Source organism: Candidatus Pantoea bituminis, assembly GCF_018842675.1.
Taxonomy (GTDB): Bacteria; Pseudomonadota; Gammaproteobacteria; order Enterobacterales; family Enterobacteriaceae; genus Pantoea; species Pantoea phytostimulans.
The window spans coordinates 1507301-1524497 of record NZ_JAGTWO010000004.1; the positions used below are offsets into that span (position 1 = coordinate 1507301).

The 17197-nt window shown below is 50.6% G+C and carries 20 protein-coding genes and 3 pseudogenes; 7 read left to right on the forward strand and 16 right to left on the reverse strand.

Features of this window, described 5'->3' with window-relative positions; genetic code table 11:
• Positions 1-499: 499 nt before the first annotated feature.
• From fliR to fliF, 13 genes and pseudogenes are all read right to left on the reverse strand, one after another.
• Positions 500-1284 (reverse strand): annotated as a pseudogene (gene fliR, locus KQP84_RS10795) (flagellar biosynthetic protein FliR).
• Complete coding sequence (fliQ, locus tag KQP84_RS10800) at positions 1284-1553, reverse strand: flagellar biosynthesis protein FliQ (protein ID WP_215846533.1); 270 nt, start codon at positions 1551-1553, stop codon at positions 1284-1286. Before fliQ ends, fliR begins: the two are co-directional and overlap by 1 nt.
• A 26-nt stretch (positions 1554-1579) precedes the next feature.
• Positions 1580-2310: pseudogene (fliP, locus tag KQP84_RS10805) on the reverse strand (flagellar type III secretion system pore protein FliP).
• Positions 2310-2708 (reverse strand): flagellar biosynthetic protein FliO, encoded by a 399-nt coding sequence (gene fliO, locus KQP84_RS10810; protein ID WP_215846534.1) that lies wholly within the window; start codon positions 2706-2708, stop codon positions 2310-2312. Before fliO ends, fliP begins: the two are co-directional and overlap by 1 nt.
• 2 nt (positions 2709-2710) lie before the next feature.
• Positions 2711-3118 carry a flagellar motor switch protein FliN gene (gene fliN / locus KQP84_RS10815; protein ID WP_215846535.1) on the reverse strand — a complete coding sequence of 136 codons (408 nt, stop codon included), beginning with the start codon at positions 3116-3118 and terminating at the stop codon, positions 2711-2713.
• Positions 3111-4118: a flagellar motor switch protein FliM gene (gene fliM, locus KQP84_RS10820; protein ID WP_215846536.1), complete on the reverse strand. Its 1008-nt coding sequence runs from the start codon at positions 4116-4118 to the stop codon at positions 3111-3113. Before fliM ends, fliN begins: the two co-directional genes overlap by 8 nt.
• Before the next feature lie 4 nt (positions 4119-4122).
• Positions 4123-4608 carry a flagellar basal body-associated protein FliL gene (gene fliL / locus KQP84_RS10825; RefSeq protein ID WP_215846537.1) on the reverse strand — a complete coding sequence of 162 codons (486 nt, stop codon included), beginning with the start codon at positions 4606-4608 and terminating at the stop codon, positions 4123-4125.
• A gap of 129 nt (positions 4609-4737) precedes the next feature.
• Positions 4738-5997 carry a flagellar hook-length control protein FliK gene (locus KQP84_RS10830; protein ID WP_215846538.1) on the reverse strand — a complete coding sequence of 420 codons (1260 nt, stop codon included), beginning with the start codon at positions 5995-5997 and terminating at the stop codon, positions 4738-4740.
• The gene (fliJ, locus tag KQP84_RS10835; RefSeq protein WP_215846539.1) at positions 5994-6437 is read right to left on the reverse strand and encodes a flagellar export protein FliJ; all 444 of its coding nucleotides are present in this window, start codon (positions 6435-6437) and stop codon (positions 5994-5996) included. The genes KQP84_RS10830 and fliJ overlap by 4 nt, the downstream gene beginning before the upstream one ends.
• 32 nt (positions 6438-6469) lie before the next feature.
• Positions 6470-7831 (reverse strand): flagellar protein export ATPase FliI, encoded by a 1362-nt coding sequence (fliI, locus tag KQP84_RS10840; RefSeq protein ID WP_215846540.1) that lies wholly within the window; start codon positions 7829-7831, stop codon positions 6470-6472.
• On the reverse strand, positions 7831-8523 hold the full coding sequence (fliH, locus tag KQP84_RS10845; protein ID WP_215846541.1) for a flagellar assembly protein FliH: 693 nt from the start codon (positions 8521-8523) through the stop codon (positions 7831-7833). Before fliH ends, fliI begins: the two co-directional genes overlap by 1 nt.
• The gene (gene fliG / locus KQP84_RS10850) at positions 8516-9508 is read right to left on the reverse strand and encodes a flagellar motor switch protein FliG (RefSeq protein ID WP_215846542.1); all 993 of its coding nucleotides are present in this window, start codon (positions 9506-9508) and stop codon (positions 8516-8518) included. Before fliG ends, fliH begins: the two co-directional genes overlap by 8 nt.
• Positions 9505-11234, reverse strand: a pseudogene (fliF, locus tag KQP84_RS10855) (flagellar basal-body MS-ring/collar protein FliF). Before fliF ends, fliG begins: the two are co-directional and overlap by 4 nt.
• Before the next feature lie 232 nt (positions 11235-11466).
• Here fliF and fliE point away from each other — a divergent pair.
• The 3 genes from fliE (at position 11467) to KQP84_RS10870 (ending at position 14064) form a co-directional block, all read left to right on the forward strand.
• Entirely contained in the window at positions 11467-11778 is a 312-nt protein-coding gene (gene fliE, locus KQP84_RS10860) for a flagellar hook-basal body complex protein FliE (RefSeq protein ID WP_215846543.1), read from the forward strand.
• A gap of 566 nt (positions 11779-12344) precedes the next feature.
• Positions 12345-12506, forward strand: coding sequence for a YnfU family zinc-binding protein (locus KQP84_RS10865; RefSeq protein ID WP_215846544.1), 162 nt, complete (start codon positions 12345-12347; stop codon positions 12504-12506).
• 1339 nt (positions 12507-13845) lie between these two features.
• Complete coding sequence (locus tag KQP84_RS10870) at positions 13846-14064, forward strand: hypothetical protein (RefSeq protein ID WP_215846545.1); 219 nt, start codon at positions 13846-13848, stop codon at positions 14062-14064.
• 32 nt (positions 14065-14096) lie between these two features.
• Here the strand turns inward: KQP84_RS10870 and KQP84_RS10875 are convergent, their stop codons facing one another.
• Complete coding sequence (locus KQP84_RS10875; RefSeq protein ID WP_215846546.1) at positions 14097-14297, reverse strand: hypothetical protein; 201 nt, start codon at positions 14295-14297, stop codon at positions 14097-14099.
• A gap of 318 nt (positions 14298-14615) precedes the next feature.
• Here KQP84_RS10875 and KQP84_RS10880 point away from each other — a divergent pair, with 318 nt between their 5' ends.
• Positions 14616-14864, forward strand: a complete 249-nt coding sequence (locus tag KQP84_RS10880; protein ID WP_215846547.1) for a hypothetical protein — start codon at positions 14616-14618, stop codon at positions 14862-14864.
• 64 nt (positions 14865-14928) lie between these two features.
• Here the strand turns inward: KQP84_RS10880 and KQP84_RS10885 are convergent, their stop codons facing one another.
• Complete coding sequence (locus tag KQP84_RS10885; protein ID WP_215846548.1) at positions 14929-15561, reverse strand: helix-turn-helix domain-containing protein; 633 nt, start codon at positions 15559-15561, stop codon at positions 14929-14931.
• Between the two features lie 136 nt (positions 15562-15697).
• Here KQP84_RS10885 and KQP84_RS10890 point away from each other — a divergent pair, with 136 nt between their 5' ends.
• The 3 genes from KQP84_RS10890 to KQP84_RS10900 all read left to right on the forward strand — a co-directional run bounded on the left by KQP84_RS10890 (position 15698) and on the right by KQP84_RS10900 (position 16786).
• On the forward strand, positions 15698-16084 hold the full coding sequence (locus tag KQP84_RS10890) for a hypothetical protein (protein ID WP_215846549.1): 387 nt from the start codon (positions 15698-15700) through the stop codon (positions 16082-16084).
• Positions 16065-16406, forward strand: coding sequence for a hypothetical protein (locus KQP84_RS10895; RefSeq protein WP_309140147.1), 342 nt, complete (start codon positions 16065-16067; stop codon positions 16404-16406). The genes KQP84_RS10890 and KQP84_RS10895 overlap by 20 nt, the downstream gene beginning before the upstream one ends.
• A gap of 113 nt (positions 16407-16519) precedes the next feature.
• Positions 16520-16786 carry a hypothetical protein gene (locus tag KQP84_RS10900; RefSeq protein ID WP_215846550.1) on the forward strand — a complete coding sequence of 89 codons (267 nt, stop codon included), beginning with the start codon at positions 16520-16522 and terminating at the stop codon, positions 16784-16786.
• A gap of 36 nt (positions 16787-16822) precedes the next feature.
• On the opposite strand, the gene KQP84_RS10905 is transcribed toward KQP84_RS10900, so the two are convergent.
• Positions 16823-17062, reverse strand: a complete 240-nt coding sequence (locus KQP84_RS10905; RefSeq protein WP_215846551.1) for a DinI-like family protein — start codon at positions 17060-17062, stop codon at positions 16823-16825.
• Positions 17063-17197 lie beyond the last annotated feature (135 nt).

The following is a 17197-nucleotide window of genomic DNA, read 5'->3' on the forward strand; positions in this document are numbered from 1 at the left end:
CTTCTTCCCTGACCCGTTCTGCAAAATATTTTTTTACGTGCTGCTGTGACGTCACCCATCTCTCCAGCAATAGTGGGAATTGCTGGGGAGTACCGAAGTACGGGTAAAACCTGTTTTGGGAGCGTTGTCACTATCGCCGAAAATCCGGAGTTATCTGATAGGACAAATCTTAAAAACATTTACTTCACGAAAGTGTGACGTATCAGCGCGTGTTGACAATGCCGGAAAAAACATTTCCTGACAAGAAAAATTATCGAAAGATTTTTTTGTGCAATTTCAACGTATTGCCGGATTTATCAACAATTCCACAGAGTTATGCTTTCTGTGAACCGCCAAACTAAAATACGCGAAGCAGGGTTTAATAAGAATTATTTTCAGACTGACGGCACATTTATCAGAATTTCCTTAGTTGATTTCTGAGAAAATTGGTTCAGAAAATGCACTGATGGTATCAAATTACTTAAGTATCGCAGAGGGGCAGTAGTTAGATACTTAATGTTTAGGGACGGGATAGTTCGGTGAGAAACAGTGCGAGTAAATCAAATACTTCACTGAATAAATGCTCGCAGAACGGGGCAAGTAGTGGCATTAACAGGCTAATAGTGAGAATACCCACTGTTAAGGTAATCGGGAAGCCAATTGCGAAGATTGATAACTGTGGTGAAACGCGGTTTAACAAACCTAGTACCAAGTTTAGCATGAGGAGCAAAACGATTAAGGGTAACGCTAACATCATGCCATTAAGGAAAATTAAGCCCGCCGATTTTACCAATGCCATAAAGGCGTTGGCATTTATCGTGGTTCCGCTGATGGGCAGTGTATGAAAACTGTCCGCCAATAACGAGATTAGCCACAGGTGACCATTGAAGGTCAGGAACAATAACATCGCCAGCATGTCGAGAAAACGCGCAAGCACTGGCATGTTCAGGCGACTGCCCGGATCAAAAAAGGTCGCGAACGACAATCCCATCTGCAAACCAATCACTTCACCCGCCGTTCGTACTGCTGCAAAAGCAAACTGCATGGTGAAACCCAGCGCGGCACCAATCAGAATTTGTTGGATCAGAATCCAGAATCCGGCAGGAGAAAACAGCTTGACCTCAACGGGCGGCAGCATGGGCATCAATAACCAGGTGATCATCACGGCCAGACCAATTTTGACCCGATTACTAATGGAACGTTCACTGAGAAGGGGGCGGTTGCAAACAGCGCCAGCAAACGCACCAGCGGCCAGTAAAACTGACTCACCCAGTGAACAAGTTGGCTACTGTCGAGAGTAATCATCAGCCGATGATGTAAGGCAGATTGGTAAAGACGGTGCGAATGTAATCCAGCACCAGGTTCAGCATCCACGGGCCCGCAATAATGCCAGTAGCAGCGACCGCAAGAATTTTTGGAATAAACGACAGTGTCTGTTCGTTAATCTGGGTTGCGGCTTGCAGCAGGCTGATAAATAAACCGCTGACCAGCGCAGCCAGCAGCAGCGGTGCAGCCAGCATCAGCGCAACGCGCATCGCTTCTTGCCCCATCACCATTACCGATTCGGGTGTCATGTCATGCTCCAGTCAGAAAAGGGGAATCAGGAATAGAAGCTTTGCGCCAGCGAACCGACCAGCAATTGCCAGCCATCCACTAATACAAACAGCATCAACTTAAACGGCAGTGAAATGGTGGCAGGCGGAACCATCATCATCCCCAGCGCCATTAACACGCTGGCGACCACCAAATCGATAATCAGGAAGGGAATGAAGACGGTAAAGCCAATCTGGAACGCCGTTTTCAGTTCGCTGGTCACGTAAGCAGGCAGCAGGATACGCATCGGTACGGCTTCAGGGCCAGCAATAGGTGGTGTATTAGCCAGGCGGGCAAACAGCGCTAAATCTGCTTCTCGCGTCTGGCGCAGCATAAAGTCGCGCAGCGGCTGCGCCCTTTTTCAATCGCCACGTCCATGGTGATCTTGTCCTGGCTGAAGGGCAGATAAGCATCCTGATAAATCTTGTCGAAGGTCGGCGCCATAATAAAGAAGGTCAGAAACAGCGACAGGCCCAGCAAAACCTGATTAGGCGGTGCAGAAGGCGTGCCCAGGGCGTTACGCAGCAGGCCAAAAACGATAATGATGCGGGTAAAGCTGGTCATCATCAGCAATACCGCGGGGATAAACGTCAGCGCGGTGATAAACACCAGCGTCTGCACCGGCAGTGACCAGCTTTGACCGCCATTGGCTAACGGATGACTCACCAAACCCGGCAGTTGGGCATGGGCAACCGGTGCCAGCAACAGCAGCGGCAGAAGAGAAAGCAGTCGACGCATCATGGGTGTTTTCCGGGACGTTTAACCAGATTCTGTAGCAGTTGGCGAAAATCTTGTGGCGCAGCGCCTGATGGCGCATTTTCTTCCGGCGCAGCAGGCGGCAACGTGTGCAAATGGGTGATGTGCTGAGCGGTGACGCCAAGGACCAGGCGCGCATCGGCAGTATCAACAATCACAACGCGTTCACGCTGACCGACCTGAACACTGGCGGTCATTTTGAGTTCCTGGCTGCTGACCTTCTTCGGTGCGAAACCGAGGCGGCGCGCCAGCCAGGCAAAAGCCAGTATCAACAATACAATCCCGGCTAACACACTGCTGACTTGCGTCACTACAGAACCGGTAGAAATCGCCTGCGTTTGCGGCGCGGCGGGATGCAGTGTTTGAGACTGGTTATTCATTATTAACGACTCAGGCGACGCATACGTTCAGAAGGGGTGATGATATCGGTGATGCGCACGCCATATTTGTCGTTCACCACCACAACTTCACCTTGAGCAATCAGGTAACCGTTGATCAGGATATCTAAAGGTTCACCCGCCAGACCATCCAGTGACACCACTGAACCTTGCGTCAGGCGCAGCAGCTCTTTGATGGTCATTTTGGTACGGCCCAGTTCCACGGTGAGTTTCACCGGGATATCCATAATCAGATCGATATCCTGCAGCGAGCCAGAGATATTGCTGCTCTCGAATGTTTTAAACACATCGTCGCTCTGTGGCGCGCTGGTGCCAGCTTGTTCGTTCATTGCCTCAGCCCACAGATCGTCCGCAGAGATGTTGTCATCGGACGGTTTCTTGCTGTCACTCATTGGGCTGTTCCTCGTTCAGCGAATTCAAAATCGGGTTAATCAGATGTTCGACACGCAGGGCATATTGGCCGTTGATCGTGCCATATTGGCTGGTTAATACCGGCACGCCATCCACATGGGCGATGATGCGCTCGGGCTTCTCAATCGGCAGTACATCGCCTGGCTTCAGCTGCAAAATGCGTGACAGACGCAGTGAAGTCTCAGCAAAGTGCGCAATCAGCTCCAGCTCAGAGTGCTGAACCTGCTTCACCAGGTTATCGCGCCAGTGATTATCTTCCTGACGGGAGTTTTCCAGCGGCGGGTTCACCAGCAGCTCGCGCAGCGGCTCAATCATCGAAAACGGAATACAGATATTAAATTCACCGACCAGGTTACCAATCTCCACCTGGAACGGCGTGTTAACCACGATGTCGTTCGGTGAAGTGGTGATGTTGGTGAATTTTACCTGCATCTCTGAACGTACATACTCTACGTCCAGCGGGTAAATGGCTTTCCATGCATCGCTGTAACCATCCAGCGCCAGCTTCAGCATACGGCGGATAACGCGCTGCTCAGTGTGGGTAAACTCACGGCCTTCCACTTTAGTCGGGAAGCGACCATCACCACCAAACAGGTTATCAACCGCGATAAACACCAGGCTGGGTGAAAACACCACCAGCGCAGTGCCGCGTAGCGGCTTCAGGTGGATCAGGTTCAGGTTGGTTGGCACCGGCAGGTTGCGGGCAAACTCGTGATACGGCTGAATCTTGATCGCACCCACAGAAATATCAGGGCTACGGCGCAGCAGGTTAAACAGCGCCATACGGAACTGACGAGCAAAACGCTCATTAATAATTTCCAGCGCCTGCAGACGTTCGCGTACTACACGGCGCTGTGTATTCGGGTCGTAAGGACGAATGTCGCCTTCCGGCCCTTTCTGAATCTTTTCATCTTCCTTGCTGTCACTGTCGCCGTTGAGTAGCGCGTCAATTTCAGCTTGGGAGAGAATGCTATCGCCCATTGATTCACCTCAAAATGAAGGCAGTAAACAGCACGTCGTTCACGGCCTGCGGAGGTTGACCTTTTACCAGTGGTGGAGACAGTGCCTGTTTGATTTGCTCAACAAGCGCTTGCTTTCCTTGCTCTGACGCTAGCGCATTCGCGCTCTGACGTGAGAGCAGTAGCAGCAGACGGCTGCGTACCTCAGGCAGATAGTCATTCATCCGACGACGGGTGTCCTCATCCGGCAGACGCAGGGTAAAGCCTACGTACAGCACGCGGTCAGGATCGTTGTCGGGATTGACCAGGTTAACCGTAAATGTATCAAGTGCAAAAAATACCGGGGCGGCAGGTGGTTCGACTTTCGCGACTTCCGGCTTATCGCCCTCGTGTTTATTCATCATTCGCCAGACTGCATAGCCTGCCACGCTACAAGCGGCCAGCGTTACCACCAGTAACACCGGAATTAAGATTGAACGTTTGCGGCCTTTAGCTTTCGCGTTTTCAGACATTTTTGCAGTTACTTCCTGTGAATTATGGGCAAGCCTCTCGGCTCACCTGAACAGATTATCCCGCGTCTTAAGTCAAACAATGGGAAGAAAAGACGCGAGTTTTACGCTTACCTTCAGCGTTTGTCGCTGTCAGGCAAAGGTGTCGACGGCGCCGTTGCCTGCTACACGCGCCTGGAGGGCGGCGGGCACAGCAATCGGCGTGATGTCATTATCACTGTCCTGGGAGAGGGAGAAGCGGCCATGTTGTCCATCGCGGCGCGCCTCCTGCTGCTGCTGGAAGCTCTGGCCTTGCGCGGAACTGTCACTGCTTACCTGACTCTCACCCAGGTTAATGCCGCTCTCTGCCAGTGCATGACGCAGCTGCGGGAGGGCAGCTTCCAGCGCCGCCCTTACGTGGCTGTGGCTGGAAACCATATTTAACTGTGCCGTGTCGTTATCCAGTTTCAGGCTGATCTGGATGGCGCCAAGGTCTTCAGGATGCAAACGCAACTCTGCGTTCTGCTGGCCGTTACGGCTGAACATCACAATTTGCTGGCTCAGCGCCTGCTGCCATTCGTTGCTGCCGAGCTGCGCATTCAGCATCGGGGTTGATGGCGTATTGGTCGTCGCTGAGGCATTCAGCGGTGCGGTCAGCGAGCTGGCACTGGAGATCGGTGCGCTGTTCACCAGCAAATTATCGCTGGTGCTGTTTTTAGGCGCGGACTGATCATCCTGCTTGCTCAAGCTGCTCAACACCTGTTGAAAGCTGCTGTCGAGATTCAGCGCATTGCTGTTGTTATTACTGCTTACCGCCGCCGTGTTGCTGGCTGCCACAGGGGTTTTACCCATCAGCGCGCTGTTGTCACTGGCTTTGCTGCTTTTACCTTCAGGCGCCTCATCTTTGCTGGTCAGCGCGCTGTTCACGGCTTGCGACAGCGATGACAGCGTATTGCGGCGCACATCGCTTTGTGTCAACTCGCTGCTGGCAACGGCGGGCGTTGCATTGTTAGCGGCGGCTGCCGGTAACATGGCAAACAGTGCCTGCACGTTTTGCATCTCACTGGCGCTTAATGTACTGGCGTCTTGCTTATCTTTATCATCGGCTGATTTCGTGGCGGCTTTAATATTTTCCGGCTTCAGCAACGCATTCACTGCATCGGGATTTTCCAGCGCTGCCAGCAGCGCATTGAGCGCGCTGGTCGGCTTGGTATCCGCTTCGCTTTCTTCAACTTGATCAGTTAATTGCGTGACTTTCCCAGGCTGTTTGGCCAGCGTTAATAATTGATTACCCAGCGCCGTCAGGAAGTCCTGCGGCATCGCATCGGCACCCGATAAAATGTCTGTGGACATTGAAGTATCAGCATCACCGGTAGCCACGGTCTGCGTGCTAAGTGTTGGCAGCGTAATCATTCGGCTCTCCTAAAGGCGGCCCGTTGGGCAAATTCATCCATCCGTTTCTGATCGAGACGGTTTTCTTGTTGTAAGGCGGTTTCAGCCGCGCGCGTGATCAACGTTTGATAGGCGTTAAGCCGCTGTTGTTTCTCACGCCAGTTCACCAGCGCCTGCTCAAGGCGCTGATTCCAGTGCTGTAATTGGTTGCGGTGCTGCTCAATGGCTTTTTCCAGCGTTTGGATAAACTGGTGATAGTTGGTCCAGCGGTTATTGGCGATACCGGTCGACATGTTGTCGTTGAGCTTATTGCGGTATTCATCCTGATAATCGAGCAGCATGGTGAGTTGCTGATCAGCGGCTTGCTGACCACGACGCATGTCGCCTAAAAAAATCACCGCTTTTTCCAGATCCTGCTCCGCAAGATCACGCAGTGTGTCGATGGCATTTGCAGTTTTCATTGCTGTTACCTCACTGATTAACCGAACGTGTCTTAACCAAACAAAGCATGAAGATGCAGACAGGCGTCGTCGTAATCGCTGCGTTCAAAAATGCCTTGTTGCAGGAAAGCTTCCATTTGCGGATAGAGTTTGATGGCTTTATCCAGCATCGGGTCGCTACCCGCAGCATAGGCACCGACACTGACCAGGTCGCGGTTGCGCTGGAAGCTGGAGAGCAACTGCTTGAACTGGCGTACCCGCGCGTAATGGTTTTCATCAATCAGCGAGGTCATGGCACGGCTGATTGAAGCTTCGATATCTATCGCGGGATAGTGACCCGCTTCCGCCAGACGGCGAGACAACACGATGTGACCATCCAGGATCGCACGTGCGGAGTCCGCGATCGGGTCTTGCTGATCGTCGCCTTCGGTCAGTACGGTATAAAACGCAGTAATTGAACCGCCGCCATCAATGCCGTTACCGGCGCGTTCTACCAGAGCAGGGAGCTTGGCAAACACGGAAGGTGGATAGCCTTTGGTGGCCGGTGGTTCGCCGATCGCCAGCGCGATCTCACGCTGCGCCATGGCGTAGCGCGTCAGGGAATCCATGATCAACAGCACATGCTTGCCGCGATCGCGAAAATCTTCGGCGATACGCGTGGCGTAAGCGGCACCTTGCATACGTAATAAAGGAGAAACGTCGGCGGGAGCGGCAATCACCACTGAACGGGCACGACCTTCCGCACCCAGAATGTTCTCGATAAAGTCTTTAACTTCTCGTCCACGCTCACCGATCAGACCCACGACAATGACATCAGCTTCGGTGTAGCGCGCCATCATGCCGAGCAATACACTTTTACCCACGCCGGAACCGGCAAACAGCCCCATACGTTGACCGCGTCCCACTGTAAGCAGCGAGTTGATGGCGCGTACGCCGGTATCCAGCACGTCAGTGATTGGGGTACGTTGCAACGGGTTAAACGGTGGAGTGATCAGCGGTGCGCGGTAGCCGGTGTCGGGTGACGGCAAACCGTCGAGCGGACGCCCGCTGCCGTCCAGCACGCGGCCTAATAGCTGCGGGCCCAGCAGTAATTGTTTACCTGCCTGTGGGTTTTCACTGGTCTGGCGTGCATACACGCGTGCGCCGGGCAAAATGCCATCCACTTCTTCCAGCGGCATTAAAAACAGTTTCTGACCGTTAAAGCCCACCACTTCACTTTCAACTTCGGTGATCTTCTTGCCATCGTTACGTTCAATCACGCAGGTCGCACCGAGCGGCAGCTGCAAACCGGTCGCTTCCAGTACCAGACCGGTCGCGCGGGTTAAACGGCCATAGCGGCGAACCGGCTGAACTTGTGCAATGCGGCCTTCAAACGCGTCGAGCGCGCCAAGCCAGCGATTAAGACGCGTGGTCATTACAACTCTCCTGGCGCAGCAAGGCGGCACAGTTCCTGCCAGCGCGTGGCCACGCTGGCGTCGAGATCGCCATCTTCCGCGCTGAGTTTACAGCCGCCCGGATGCAGCGTGTTATCGGCCAGCAAACGCCAGCCGTGCAGATCCAGCGTTGGCCCCAGCGTCTGCTCAATACGTTGCAGATCGTCAGGATGCACCCGCAGCTGCGGTTTGCCGCTGAACATCGGTTCCTGTTGCAGCAAGCCTTGAATTTGACGCAGCAGGGCGCTGCCATCCACCGTGGTGGCCTGGCCAATCACAGAGCGCGCCGCTTCCAGCGCCAGCTGCATCAGACGCGCCGCGATGACGCTGTCCAGCGATTCAAGCGTGTTCTGGAATTCAGTCACCAACTGCTGCATACGCGCCTGAAGCGGAGCATGCTGCTGCTGGGCATCGGCTAAACCCTGGGCAAAACCGGCGTCGTAACCGGTTTTCTGACCTTCCGCAAACCCTTGCTGATGACCTTCGTTATAACCCTGGCCTTGCGCCTCTTTGCGCATTTGCTGCTGCATGCGTTCGAGCAGTTGCTGTTGCTCGTCTACTTCATTTTCAAACGATTCGATCTCTGGCAGCGGTTCTGGCTCGGGCGCATCACTACGACCTAAATCGTTGGGCTGCCACAACTGCCACGGGCGCGCGGAAAATGCATCAGACATACGTTTCCTCGCTGCTGCCCACTACCATTTCGCCAGATTCTGCCAGGCGGCGTACCACCAACAGGATCGCTTTCTGTTCGTTCTCGACGGCAGACATACGTACCGGACCGCGGTTGGCCAGATCGTCGCGCAGGATATCGGCAGCACGTGCCGACATGTTCTTGAGGAACTTCTCGCGCAGCGGCTGCTCGGCACCTTTCAGGGCGATCAGCAACTGCTCGGATTCCACTTCCTGCAACAGGCGCTGGATGCTGCGATCGTCCACTTCGACCAGGTTTTCGAACAGGAACATCTCGTCGATGATCTTCTGGGCCAGCTCGCCATCGAAATCGCGAACCGCTTCGATAACCGCTTCTTCCTGCTGGGTTTTCATCAGGTTGATAATTTCTGCTGCGGTTCTCACGCCGCCCATCTTCGCACGCTTGAGGTTGGTGCCATCCAGCAAGCCGTTGAGCACTTCGGTCAGCTCCGCCAACGCTGCAGGTTGAACGCCGCCGAAGGTGGCAATACGCAGCATGACGTCGTGACGTAAACGCTCGTCGAACAGCGCCACAATATCTGCCGCCTGACCCCGTTTGAGGTGGACCAGGATGGTGGCGATGATTTGCGGGTGCTCGTCGCGAATAAGGTCGGCGGCGGCCTGCGGTTCCATAAAGTTCAGCGTTTCCATACCGCTGGTGGTTTCGCGCGTTTCGAGAATGTCCTCCAGCAAGCTGGAAGCACGCTCTTCGCCCAGCGCTTTGACCAACACCGAACGCAAGTATTCGTTGGAGTTGAGGCTCAGCGCTGCAAACTGCTCGGCGTCGGCTTCAAACTCACGCAACACCTCGGTCAGCTGTTTGTGTGAAACCTGACGCATATTGGCCATTGCCGCGCTGAGGTGTTGGACCTCACGCTGATTCAGGTGCTTGAAAACTTCCGCAGCGCGCTCTTCGCCAATGGTCATCATCAGAATGGCGCTTTTTTCAGTACCGGTCAGACTCATAGTTCTTTACTCATCCATTCGCGAATGACCAGCGCGACGACGCGCGGATCGTTTTCAGACATGTCGCGGATACGCTGGCTCAAGACTTCAGCGCTCATGCGGTTGTTTGATTTACGTTCCTGATCCAGCTCATCTTTGCTGAGCTGAACGTTGAAGGCTTCTTCATCTTGCGGTGCAGCGGCAGCGCGTGCTGCAACAGCTTCAGCGGCAGCTTTCTCTTCTTCTTTCTTACGCACCAGATGCGGACGCACCAGTTTGCGATAGAGGATGAAGGCGACCAGCGCAATCAGCAGCCACTTACCGGCGCTCATCAGCTGATCAAAGAAGGCTTGCTGCTGCCAGAACGGCAGATCACCCACGGTTGGCTCGGTAGTATTGAACTGCGAGTTCACCACGTTGATGCTGTCGCCACGCGTTTGCGAATAACCCATCGCTTCACGGGTTAAGTCTTCAATCTGCTTCAGCTGCTGCTCGTTCAGCGCAACCGATTTGCCTTTGTCGTCTTCGCGGTAATTCACTACCACAGCGACAGAAAGGCGCTGCACGTCGCCAACGTTCATTTTGGTATGGCGGATGGTGCGATCTAACTCGTAGTTAACGGTATCGTCACGACGCGAATTGGTTGGACCGGCGCTGGCAGCGGTGCTGGTGGTGCTGCCGTTGTTTTGCGCGTTCGCATTTTGCCCGTTAGCGTTCTGACCATTGGCTGCGTTTGCATTAGTGTTCGGCGCATTGACCGGCGCAGTATTGGCTGGCGCAGGTTGGTTCGATAACGCACCCGGCACGCCGCCTGGATAAGGACTGCCCGATTGATCGCTGGTGCTGGTTTGGCGTGAGCGAATCGCTGTGCTGTCGGGTTGGGCGTTTGGCTGATACTTCTCGTCTGTCTGCTCGCTGGTATTAAAGTTGATTTGCGCCGTAACCTGAGCATGCACATTCCCTGACCTAAAATAGGATTCAGGATCGCTTCAATACGCTGCTGGAAACGGGCTTCGACTTCAGCGGCATATTTCAGCTGCGCGTCATTCAGGTCACGTCCGGCGGCATCAGAGCGGGTCAGCAGACGTCCAGCCTGATCGACAACTGTCACATTGCCCGGCGGTAAACCCGCTACGCTGCTCGATACCATATGCACGATGGCCTGAATCTGGCCTTCATCCAGCGCACGGCCAGGTTGCAACGTTAAGGTGACGGACGCGGAAGGGGCTTTCTGCTCACGGACGAACAAAGTTGGTTTTGGCATCGCCAAATGCACCCGGACGGCTTTAACGGGACCGAGCGTTTCGATAGTGCGGGCCAGTTCACCTTCCAGCGCACGTTGATAGTTCACCTGTTCACTGAACTGGCTGATACCAAACTTTTCTTTATCTAACAGTTCAAAGCCAACGGATCCGCCTTTCGGCAAGCCTTGCTGAGCCAGACGCAGACGCAGTTCATGCACCTTCTCGTCCGGTACCATTAATGCGCCACCGCTTTCGGCGAAGCGATAAGGAATGTTCATCTGGGTAAGCTGAGTAACAATCGCGCCGCCGTCTTCATCGGACAGGTTGTTGTACAGCACGCTGTAGCTCGGCGCTTTCGCCCATAACACCAATGCAAAAACCACCGCGATGGTAGCTGCGGCGGCGATAATTAACGGAATACGCGGGTTAGCGCGCAGGCGGGCAAAAAGGTCACTTAAGCCTTTCTTTTCTTGATCCTGTGTGGCGGCTGCACTCGCATTCATGACCGATTCCTGCCTGACGTAATTGACCGGGTTAGTTGTGATGGCAAAACAGACTCCCTGACCTGCGTAAATAAAATTTCCACTTCAATGCCGGGCATTATTTGATGAATCGCAAAATTTGATGGCTGGATAAGCTGGGTTTTTGCAGTCATTTAGAGGGTTTGTCTCATTGACAATGTGATAACTTTTCCAGCGTAGAAAAAATCCCACTGTCTTCAATAAGGTATCGGCAATGACCATTCAGGCAATCGACGGCGTTCTGCAGCAGCTGCAAATGACTTCGCTGCAGGCGAGCAATAAAAGCAGCGAAGCCACTCATCAGATTGATTTCGGCGCAACGATGAAAGCAGCGCTGGATAAGATCAGCGAAACCCAAACCACCGCCCGCTCGCAGGCGCAAGATTTTGAGATGGGTAAACCGGGTATTGCGCTGAATGATGTGATGGTCGATCTGCAGAAATCGTCGATTTCAATGCAGATGGGAATTCAGGTCAGGAACAAACTGGTGTCAGCTTATTCCGACATCATGAATATGCAGGTGTAGCGAATTAACTGGATAATATAAAGGGAAATTCGCTTAGATCGCTGCTGTGTGGGACACTGACAGGACTCATTCATTCAGTTTTTCATTCATCATGCATCTTGAGACTGGCAAATTTTGCGGGTACTTGAGAGCCTTATCTGTGGTCACTTAAGTTGAATCTGAACCTCTTGAGCTTGCTGAAAGGCGTCTCATTGGGCTAGAAGTAAAGCAGCGTAATCAATTGAATTTATTATCTAACCGCCTACGGGCGGTTTTTTTATTGTCAGCACGATTCATTTTAGCGAAGGTATCAAATCGAAAGCAAAGGCGTAGGCGATGGGGCTCATCCGTGAGCGTTTCCTGGCAGGAATCCATTTGTTGACGAAGTGATAGTCAAGGATTACTAACTTATCACACTCAAGGCAATAAGTAGTAATACAAATACATCTTTTGGGGTTTTTGAAGATATTACAGTTTTGCAAAATAAGCAGAGATTATGATCTAACGTAAGATTAATCATCATGCGTTGATTAAAAAACAATCATCGGTGTTACGATTAGTCTCATTCATAAAAAAGGCCGAATACCATGTCCTACTTCACTCAGGTAATGGACCGTATCGCCAGAATCAATACTGACGCCAAGTGCCCAACATGCGGGAAAACGTCTAAGCAGTCCGTTACAAAAGTTTCGAAAGAGCAGGCTTTACTCTGTCCGCACTGTAAATCTCTCTTCGTTATCCATGGATAAAACATCCAACACACTAAGCCGCCTGAGGGCGGTTTTTTATTGCATCCTCCGATAAGGGATACGGTAGTCTTGCTGTGAAGCGTTGCGAATGACAGACAATAAGCCCTGAGCAAGTATCGAATGTCTGCTAATCAGGCAGCATGGCCCTTAGTTTTTGACGTCGTGAAGACAGTGATAAACCCAGGCTTACTTTAGGAACATCAAACGTCACTGTCTCGCCCATTGCACACGTAATAGGGTAAAAAAAGCCCACATTTGAGCAGGCACTTTTACGATAAATTAACGCGGTCTATTAAATTTTCAGGTATCGACCGCCAGAAGAGGATCCTTACTTTATATTTCTGATGTAATGACAAATATGAGCCTGGCTTTTAGCGTGCTTGCATTGCAAAACTGAAAAAACCCGCGTAGGGCGGGTGTGAAAGCTACTCACTAAGTCATCGCGTGTTGGGCGCGCATTGAATTAAAACACGAATAGATATATTAGTCGCGAAAGGACGATAGATTAAGAATTATCAAGAATATATGCGCCGATAATAATTTGTTAGAAGATTAATTACTGATTTTTATCTTTAGTTTAATAGACAGTTGTTTTTTAGTGGGAACGGTAAGGATAAGTGGGGAATAACGCTTCTTTATGGGGTGTTATTGTGATTTATTTATTCATTATCAAGGGCTTAAAATAAGCATGGTGTGGGATGAGCCTGTTGGTTTAAGAAGATTTTCTTGGGTTGTCGTGATAAAAAAACCCGCAAGAAGCGGGCGTAAAAAATTTCAAACTATTCTCTCTACTGCAACACCTTATTGTTTTCATCTGTAGGCTAGAGTAATGCTATAAATATTGATACCAAAGATATTGGAGTTAATCTTTTCGACAGGAACGAATATTGTGATGGTAGTAAAAGATTAGTCGAGAGAAATAAGAAGGTTATTTTTATCATTGTTGTACTTTACAGGGTGTTACGGATTCATAACTTACCGCTGGCAGTGTGAATTTAATGATTTTTAACAGGCATGTGATGGAACTCAACCCACAATATTTCCTGTACTCGGTGGTTTTATGAATATGCAGAGTAGCTATTTAATCCTTTAAAAGTACGAATTAAATTTCCTGACCGGTTTTGTATCACATAAAAGGGCATTCATGATGTATGCACCGGATTTGCCGGCTGTTGATCGGCTAAACAGTCATGACAAAGGGATAGCTTGCCATCCGTTTTTGCTTACTTAATCACTTTGCTCAATCATGACCAGACACATCCCCGTGACATCGGGTGAATGGGGTGAACTATACTTTTCTCGAGACAGGTTAACTATTTACCCCTGAACGGAGAAAGAGATGATTGATCTGAGAGAGATGAACGAAAAAATTCACCAGACGCTGAAAGGTAACGAACCGGAAAATTACGATGCTGATACAGCGCAGCGGGTTTTAGACGTAGTAAGACCTTACTGGCGAGAAGGCGATGAAACGGTACACAACGATATTCTGCAAAAATTGTCACGATTAGAAGAGTCGGGCGTTCCCTTTCCTGAAAACTATCAGCAGTCGCTGTAAACAAATACGCCCCTCAACAGGGGCGTATTTGATTATTTAGCTGTGTAAGGATCCTTTTTATCATCCTCGCTGTCATCATTTTTACGCGGCACTTCGCCGTGATCTTTCGGCGCATCTGTTGCCGGATGATCGTCCTCTTCATAGGCATTACCTGCGTTTGGTGCGGCCTCCGGTAAACTTTTGCTGACATCACCTTCGCGTTTACGCTCTTCATTTGTCTGATGTTTATGCATTGCTCGCTCCTTTTGTCCAGTGCATAAAGTCTAGACGAGGCTGCCTGATCCGGCGTAACGAAGTTGTCATGTAGCTGCAAAAATGCATAAAAAGCCCGCACCGGGCGGGCTAAAGTAATTTTTATCTCTCGATCGTTTTACTAAGCGCATTCGCTGTGCGCGTTTAGCCGGCCCATGCTATACCCGAGATATTAAGGGGGAATGGACAAATCAGCCATAAATTGCCTCTAAGCGGCATCTTGAATATCGATTAATAAATTCGATTGAAAGGATTGATAAAAAGCATATAGTAACCTGCGTTACTGGGAGGTCGACAATATGTTACGTGATTATTTAAAGATTGATGCTGAAGACAAATTAGTTGAGAAGGGCACTTTGCGGACCAACAATCGTGGGCAGGAAGATGTCACCGAATGGACCATTGTAAACCACAGCGGTGAAGAAAAAGGTGTGGTGGCGTTGTTTGATAAACTCAGCAATCGCCGCTCGTATCGGGTCAGCTATCGTATTATGCAGACCGATCTACAGGGCAAAGTGGTGGTCGATCACTTGACCGACGTACTGTAAGTTTACCCTAAACGTTAATGACCCAATCCTTAAGCAAAAAACCGCGCTATGGCGGTTTTTTTGTTTAACGCTGTCGATAGCGCCGCAACTCAATAATTGTTCCCGCCAGTTGTAAATTTTCCTGATGTGAATGCAATACCGGGTAATCGATGTTTGCCGGTGCCAATTCGAATTGCGGTACATCATCAATTTTCCCACGCGGGCGATAGGTGCGTAGCAGGGCGTTATCAGACTGAAAGACCAGAACCGTATCACCGGGCAGCGGCACCAGCTGCGGATCAATAATCACTACATCTCCCGGCAGATAAGCCGGCGCCATAGCATGGTCTTCAATACGCACGGCAAACGTGCCCTTCGATAATCCCCTTTCGCTGGATAAAACAGGTTCAAGGTGAGCATATTTTCCCTGTGTCCATTGCTGGATATCCGCTAGCGCGATCAGCGGAATGGCGCTGAAGCCTGTCTCAGTTGGCGAGCGATCAAAGATCGGGCCTTCGCCATCAATCAAATAAGCGGGTGCGCATTCCAGCGCTTCTGCCAGCCGAAGTAAGTTTTCACCCCTTGGCAATGTCTCATCTTTTTCCCACTGCGATATCGCAACGTGGGAAACCTTAACCTGAACAGCGAGCTGTTTCTGAGTCAGCTCCTGTGTTTTGCGACGCAATAAGATGCGGTTACCTGTCGTTTCGTTTTTCATTAGCTTGACTTTTTGCATAAGAGAGGCTTAAGTTTACTTAACCATGGTACTTAAGTAAACTTAAATCCATGGCGCAGTGTGTCTGTGCGACCCGGTTGTTTTGCTCCAGACACCTTACCAGCAAGAGAGGTGGAGCATGGAAAGTAGTTTAATTACCAGTGTAGGAGCCTTAGTTCTCGGTGGGGGCGCAGCGGCACTATTTTGGAAGCCGCTGCTGGCAGGGATCGCCTCAATTGTGACCAGCAATCGCGCAGGTGGCGAAATCATTACCAGTTACAAAGAGCAGGTGATGTTGTTAAAGGAAGGTAATTTATTGCTGCGCGAGGAGAACGATGAATTGCGTGAGCGGCACGATAAAAATCTTCGTCGAATTTCCTTGCTTGAATCAGATCTACGCATCATCAAAAACGCGCTTGGCATTTTGCTGGCGATGACGGAAGCCGACCATAACGATAAGTTTCGTAATGAAGTCGATCGGCTTATTACGACTCTGGAGGATCGCAATGATGGTTCAAATAGATAACAATTTTGGCCCTACTAATAACAAGCGCAAAGTTATTCTCGGCGGGCTGTTTCTGGGGTTATCGATGATCTGTATCATCATGACCATTATGTTTTTGTATGTAAGTCATGCGGCTAATCAGCGGGTTAATCAGATTCGGGCGGATTATCGCGAAGTGGCTGATCGACGAGATGCGCAGGTTGAACAGTTAAGTACGCAGGTTAACAACTTGCAGCGCAAACTCGATTTATTGCCCGATCGTACGGCCAGTAAGACAGCAGATAGAGTGAAGGAAGTGGTGAAGTCCGATGAGGCGAATATGATCTCATCGGAGAGGAAATAGCAGCTTCCGATTATTCCTAATGCGGCTTCGCTATTTTCGACTATCTTTAAATCTCCAGGCAACATTTTATTGGGTAAAAAGCCATTGAATAACTAACCAAAAGGAAACATAGCATGAGTGATTCAGTTGAAACTAAAAGCAAGACAGATTATCTGCGCGATGTGACTTCTCAGTTAAAAGAGATGCGTCACTATGCGCAAACCAACACCGAAACACTCTCCAGCCATTGGTTAGCATTTGACGCCGGTGAATACAAAGATAAGGTTAATGCGGACCGCGTTGACGCGCTGCTGAACAAACAGGGAAAGCTGTTGGAAGATTTGGATGCGGCGATCCAGGATATTGAAATTGAGATCAATCACAGCGAGCAGGAGAGTTAATATCTCCCGCTGACTGTCGCGGTGGCTGAGAAGGAGTTACTCGGCCACCAGCCACATTTCCGCTTCGTCAAACATCTCTTCGACGATGCGGGCAATGGTAGCTTTATCATTCTTACTTAAATCGGTATCTATAGCGTTACGTTCCATCGGCTTGACCTTAACTTCAAGATCAGGAAACACTCGATGCACGCGCTTTTCCAGCTCTTGCAAAATCATTTCGCGAGCGCCAGGTAAACCCGCAACGTTACGCTTATCGTAAATCAATTCCACAAACATAATGGCAATCCGTAGAGGGCAAAATCGCCCGCACATAATACTGTAAATAAAAACAGTAGCAAGATGTCGCGAGCGACAGAGACAAAATATTTTATGTCGTTTAGTAATTTATGCTGGTCTGGAGTAATGTGGACG

Coding starts and splice junctions, on each gene's coding strand:
- fliM (WP_215846536.1), bottom strand. CDS start 4,118: ATGGGCGATAGCATTCTCTCCCAAGCTGAAATTGACGCGCTACTCAAC.
- KQP84_RS10895 (WP_309140147.1), top strand. CDS start 16,065: ATGATGGTTCAAATAGATAACAATTTTGGCCCTACTAATAACAAGCGC.
- fliL (WP_215846537.1), bottom strand. CDS start 4,608: ATGTCTGAAAACGCGAAAGCTAAAGGCCGCAAACGTTCAATCTTAATT.
- KQP84_RS10905 (WP_215846551.1), bottom strand. CDS start 17,062: ATGTTTGTGGAATTGATTTACGATAAGCGTAACGTTGCGGGTTTACCT.
- KQP84_RS10885 (WP_215846548.1), bottom strand. CDS start 15,561: ATGAAAAACGAAACGACAGGTAACCGCATCTTATTGCGTCGCAAAACA.
- fliH (WP_215846541.1), bottom strand. CDS start 8,523: ATGTCTGATGCATTTTCCGCGCGCCCGTGGCAGTTGTGGCAGCCCAAC.
- KQP84_RS10875 (WP_215846546.1), bottom strand. CDS start 14,297: ATGCATAAACATCAGACAAATGAAGAGCGTAAACGCGAAGGTGATGTC.
- KQP84_RS10830 (WP_215846538.1), bottom strand. CDS start 5,997: ATGATTACGCTGCCAACACTTAGCACGCAGACCGTGGCTACCGGTGAT.
- fliE (WP_215846543.1), top strand. CDS start 11,467: ATGACCATTCAGGCAATCGACGGCGTTCTGCAGCAGCTGCAAATGACT.
- fliO (WP_215846534.1), bottom strand. CDS start 2,708: ATGAATAACCAGTCTCAAACACTGCATCCCGCCGCGCCGCAAACGCAG.
- fliI (WP_215846540.1), bottom strand. CDS start 7,831: ATGACCACGCGTCTTAATCGCTGGCTTGGCGCGCTCGACGCGTTTGAA.
- fliN (WP_215846535.1), bottom strand. CDS start 3,118: ATGAGTGACAGCAAGAAACCGTCCGATGACAACATCTCTGCGGACGAT.
- KQP84_RS10900 (WP_215846550.1), top strand. CDS start 16,520: ATGAGTGATTCAGTTGAAACTAAAAGCAAGACAGATTATCTGCGCGAT.
- fliJ (WP_215846539.1), bottom strand. CDS start 6,437: ATGAAAACTGCAAATGCCATCGACACACTGCGTGATCTTGCGGAGCAG.
- KQP84_RS10890 (WP_215846549.1), top strand. CDS start 15,698: ATGGAAAGTAGTTTAATTACCAGTGTAGGAGCCTTAGTTCTCGGTGGG.
- KQP84_RS10865 (WP_215846544.1), top strand. CDS start 12,345: ATGTCCTACTTCACTCAGGTAATGGACCGTATCGCCAGAATCAATACT.
- fliQ (WP_215846533.1), bottom strand. CDS start 1,553: ATGACACCCGAATCGGTAATGGTGATGGGGCAAGAAGCGATGCGCGTT.
- KQP84_RS10880 (WP_215846547.1), top strand. CDS start 14,616: ATGTTACGTGATTATTTAAAGATTGATGCTGAAGACAAATTAGTTGAG.
- fliG (WP_215846542.1), bottom strand. CDS start 9,508: ATGAGTCTGACCGGTACTGAAAAAAGCGCCATTCTGATGATGACCATT.
- KQP84_RS10870 (WP_215846545.1), top strand. CDS start 13,846: ATGATTGATCTGAGAGAGATGAACGAAAAAATTCACCAGACGCTGAAA.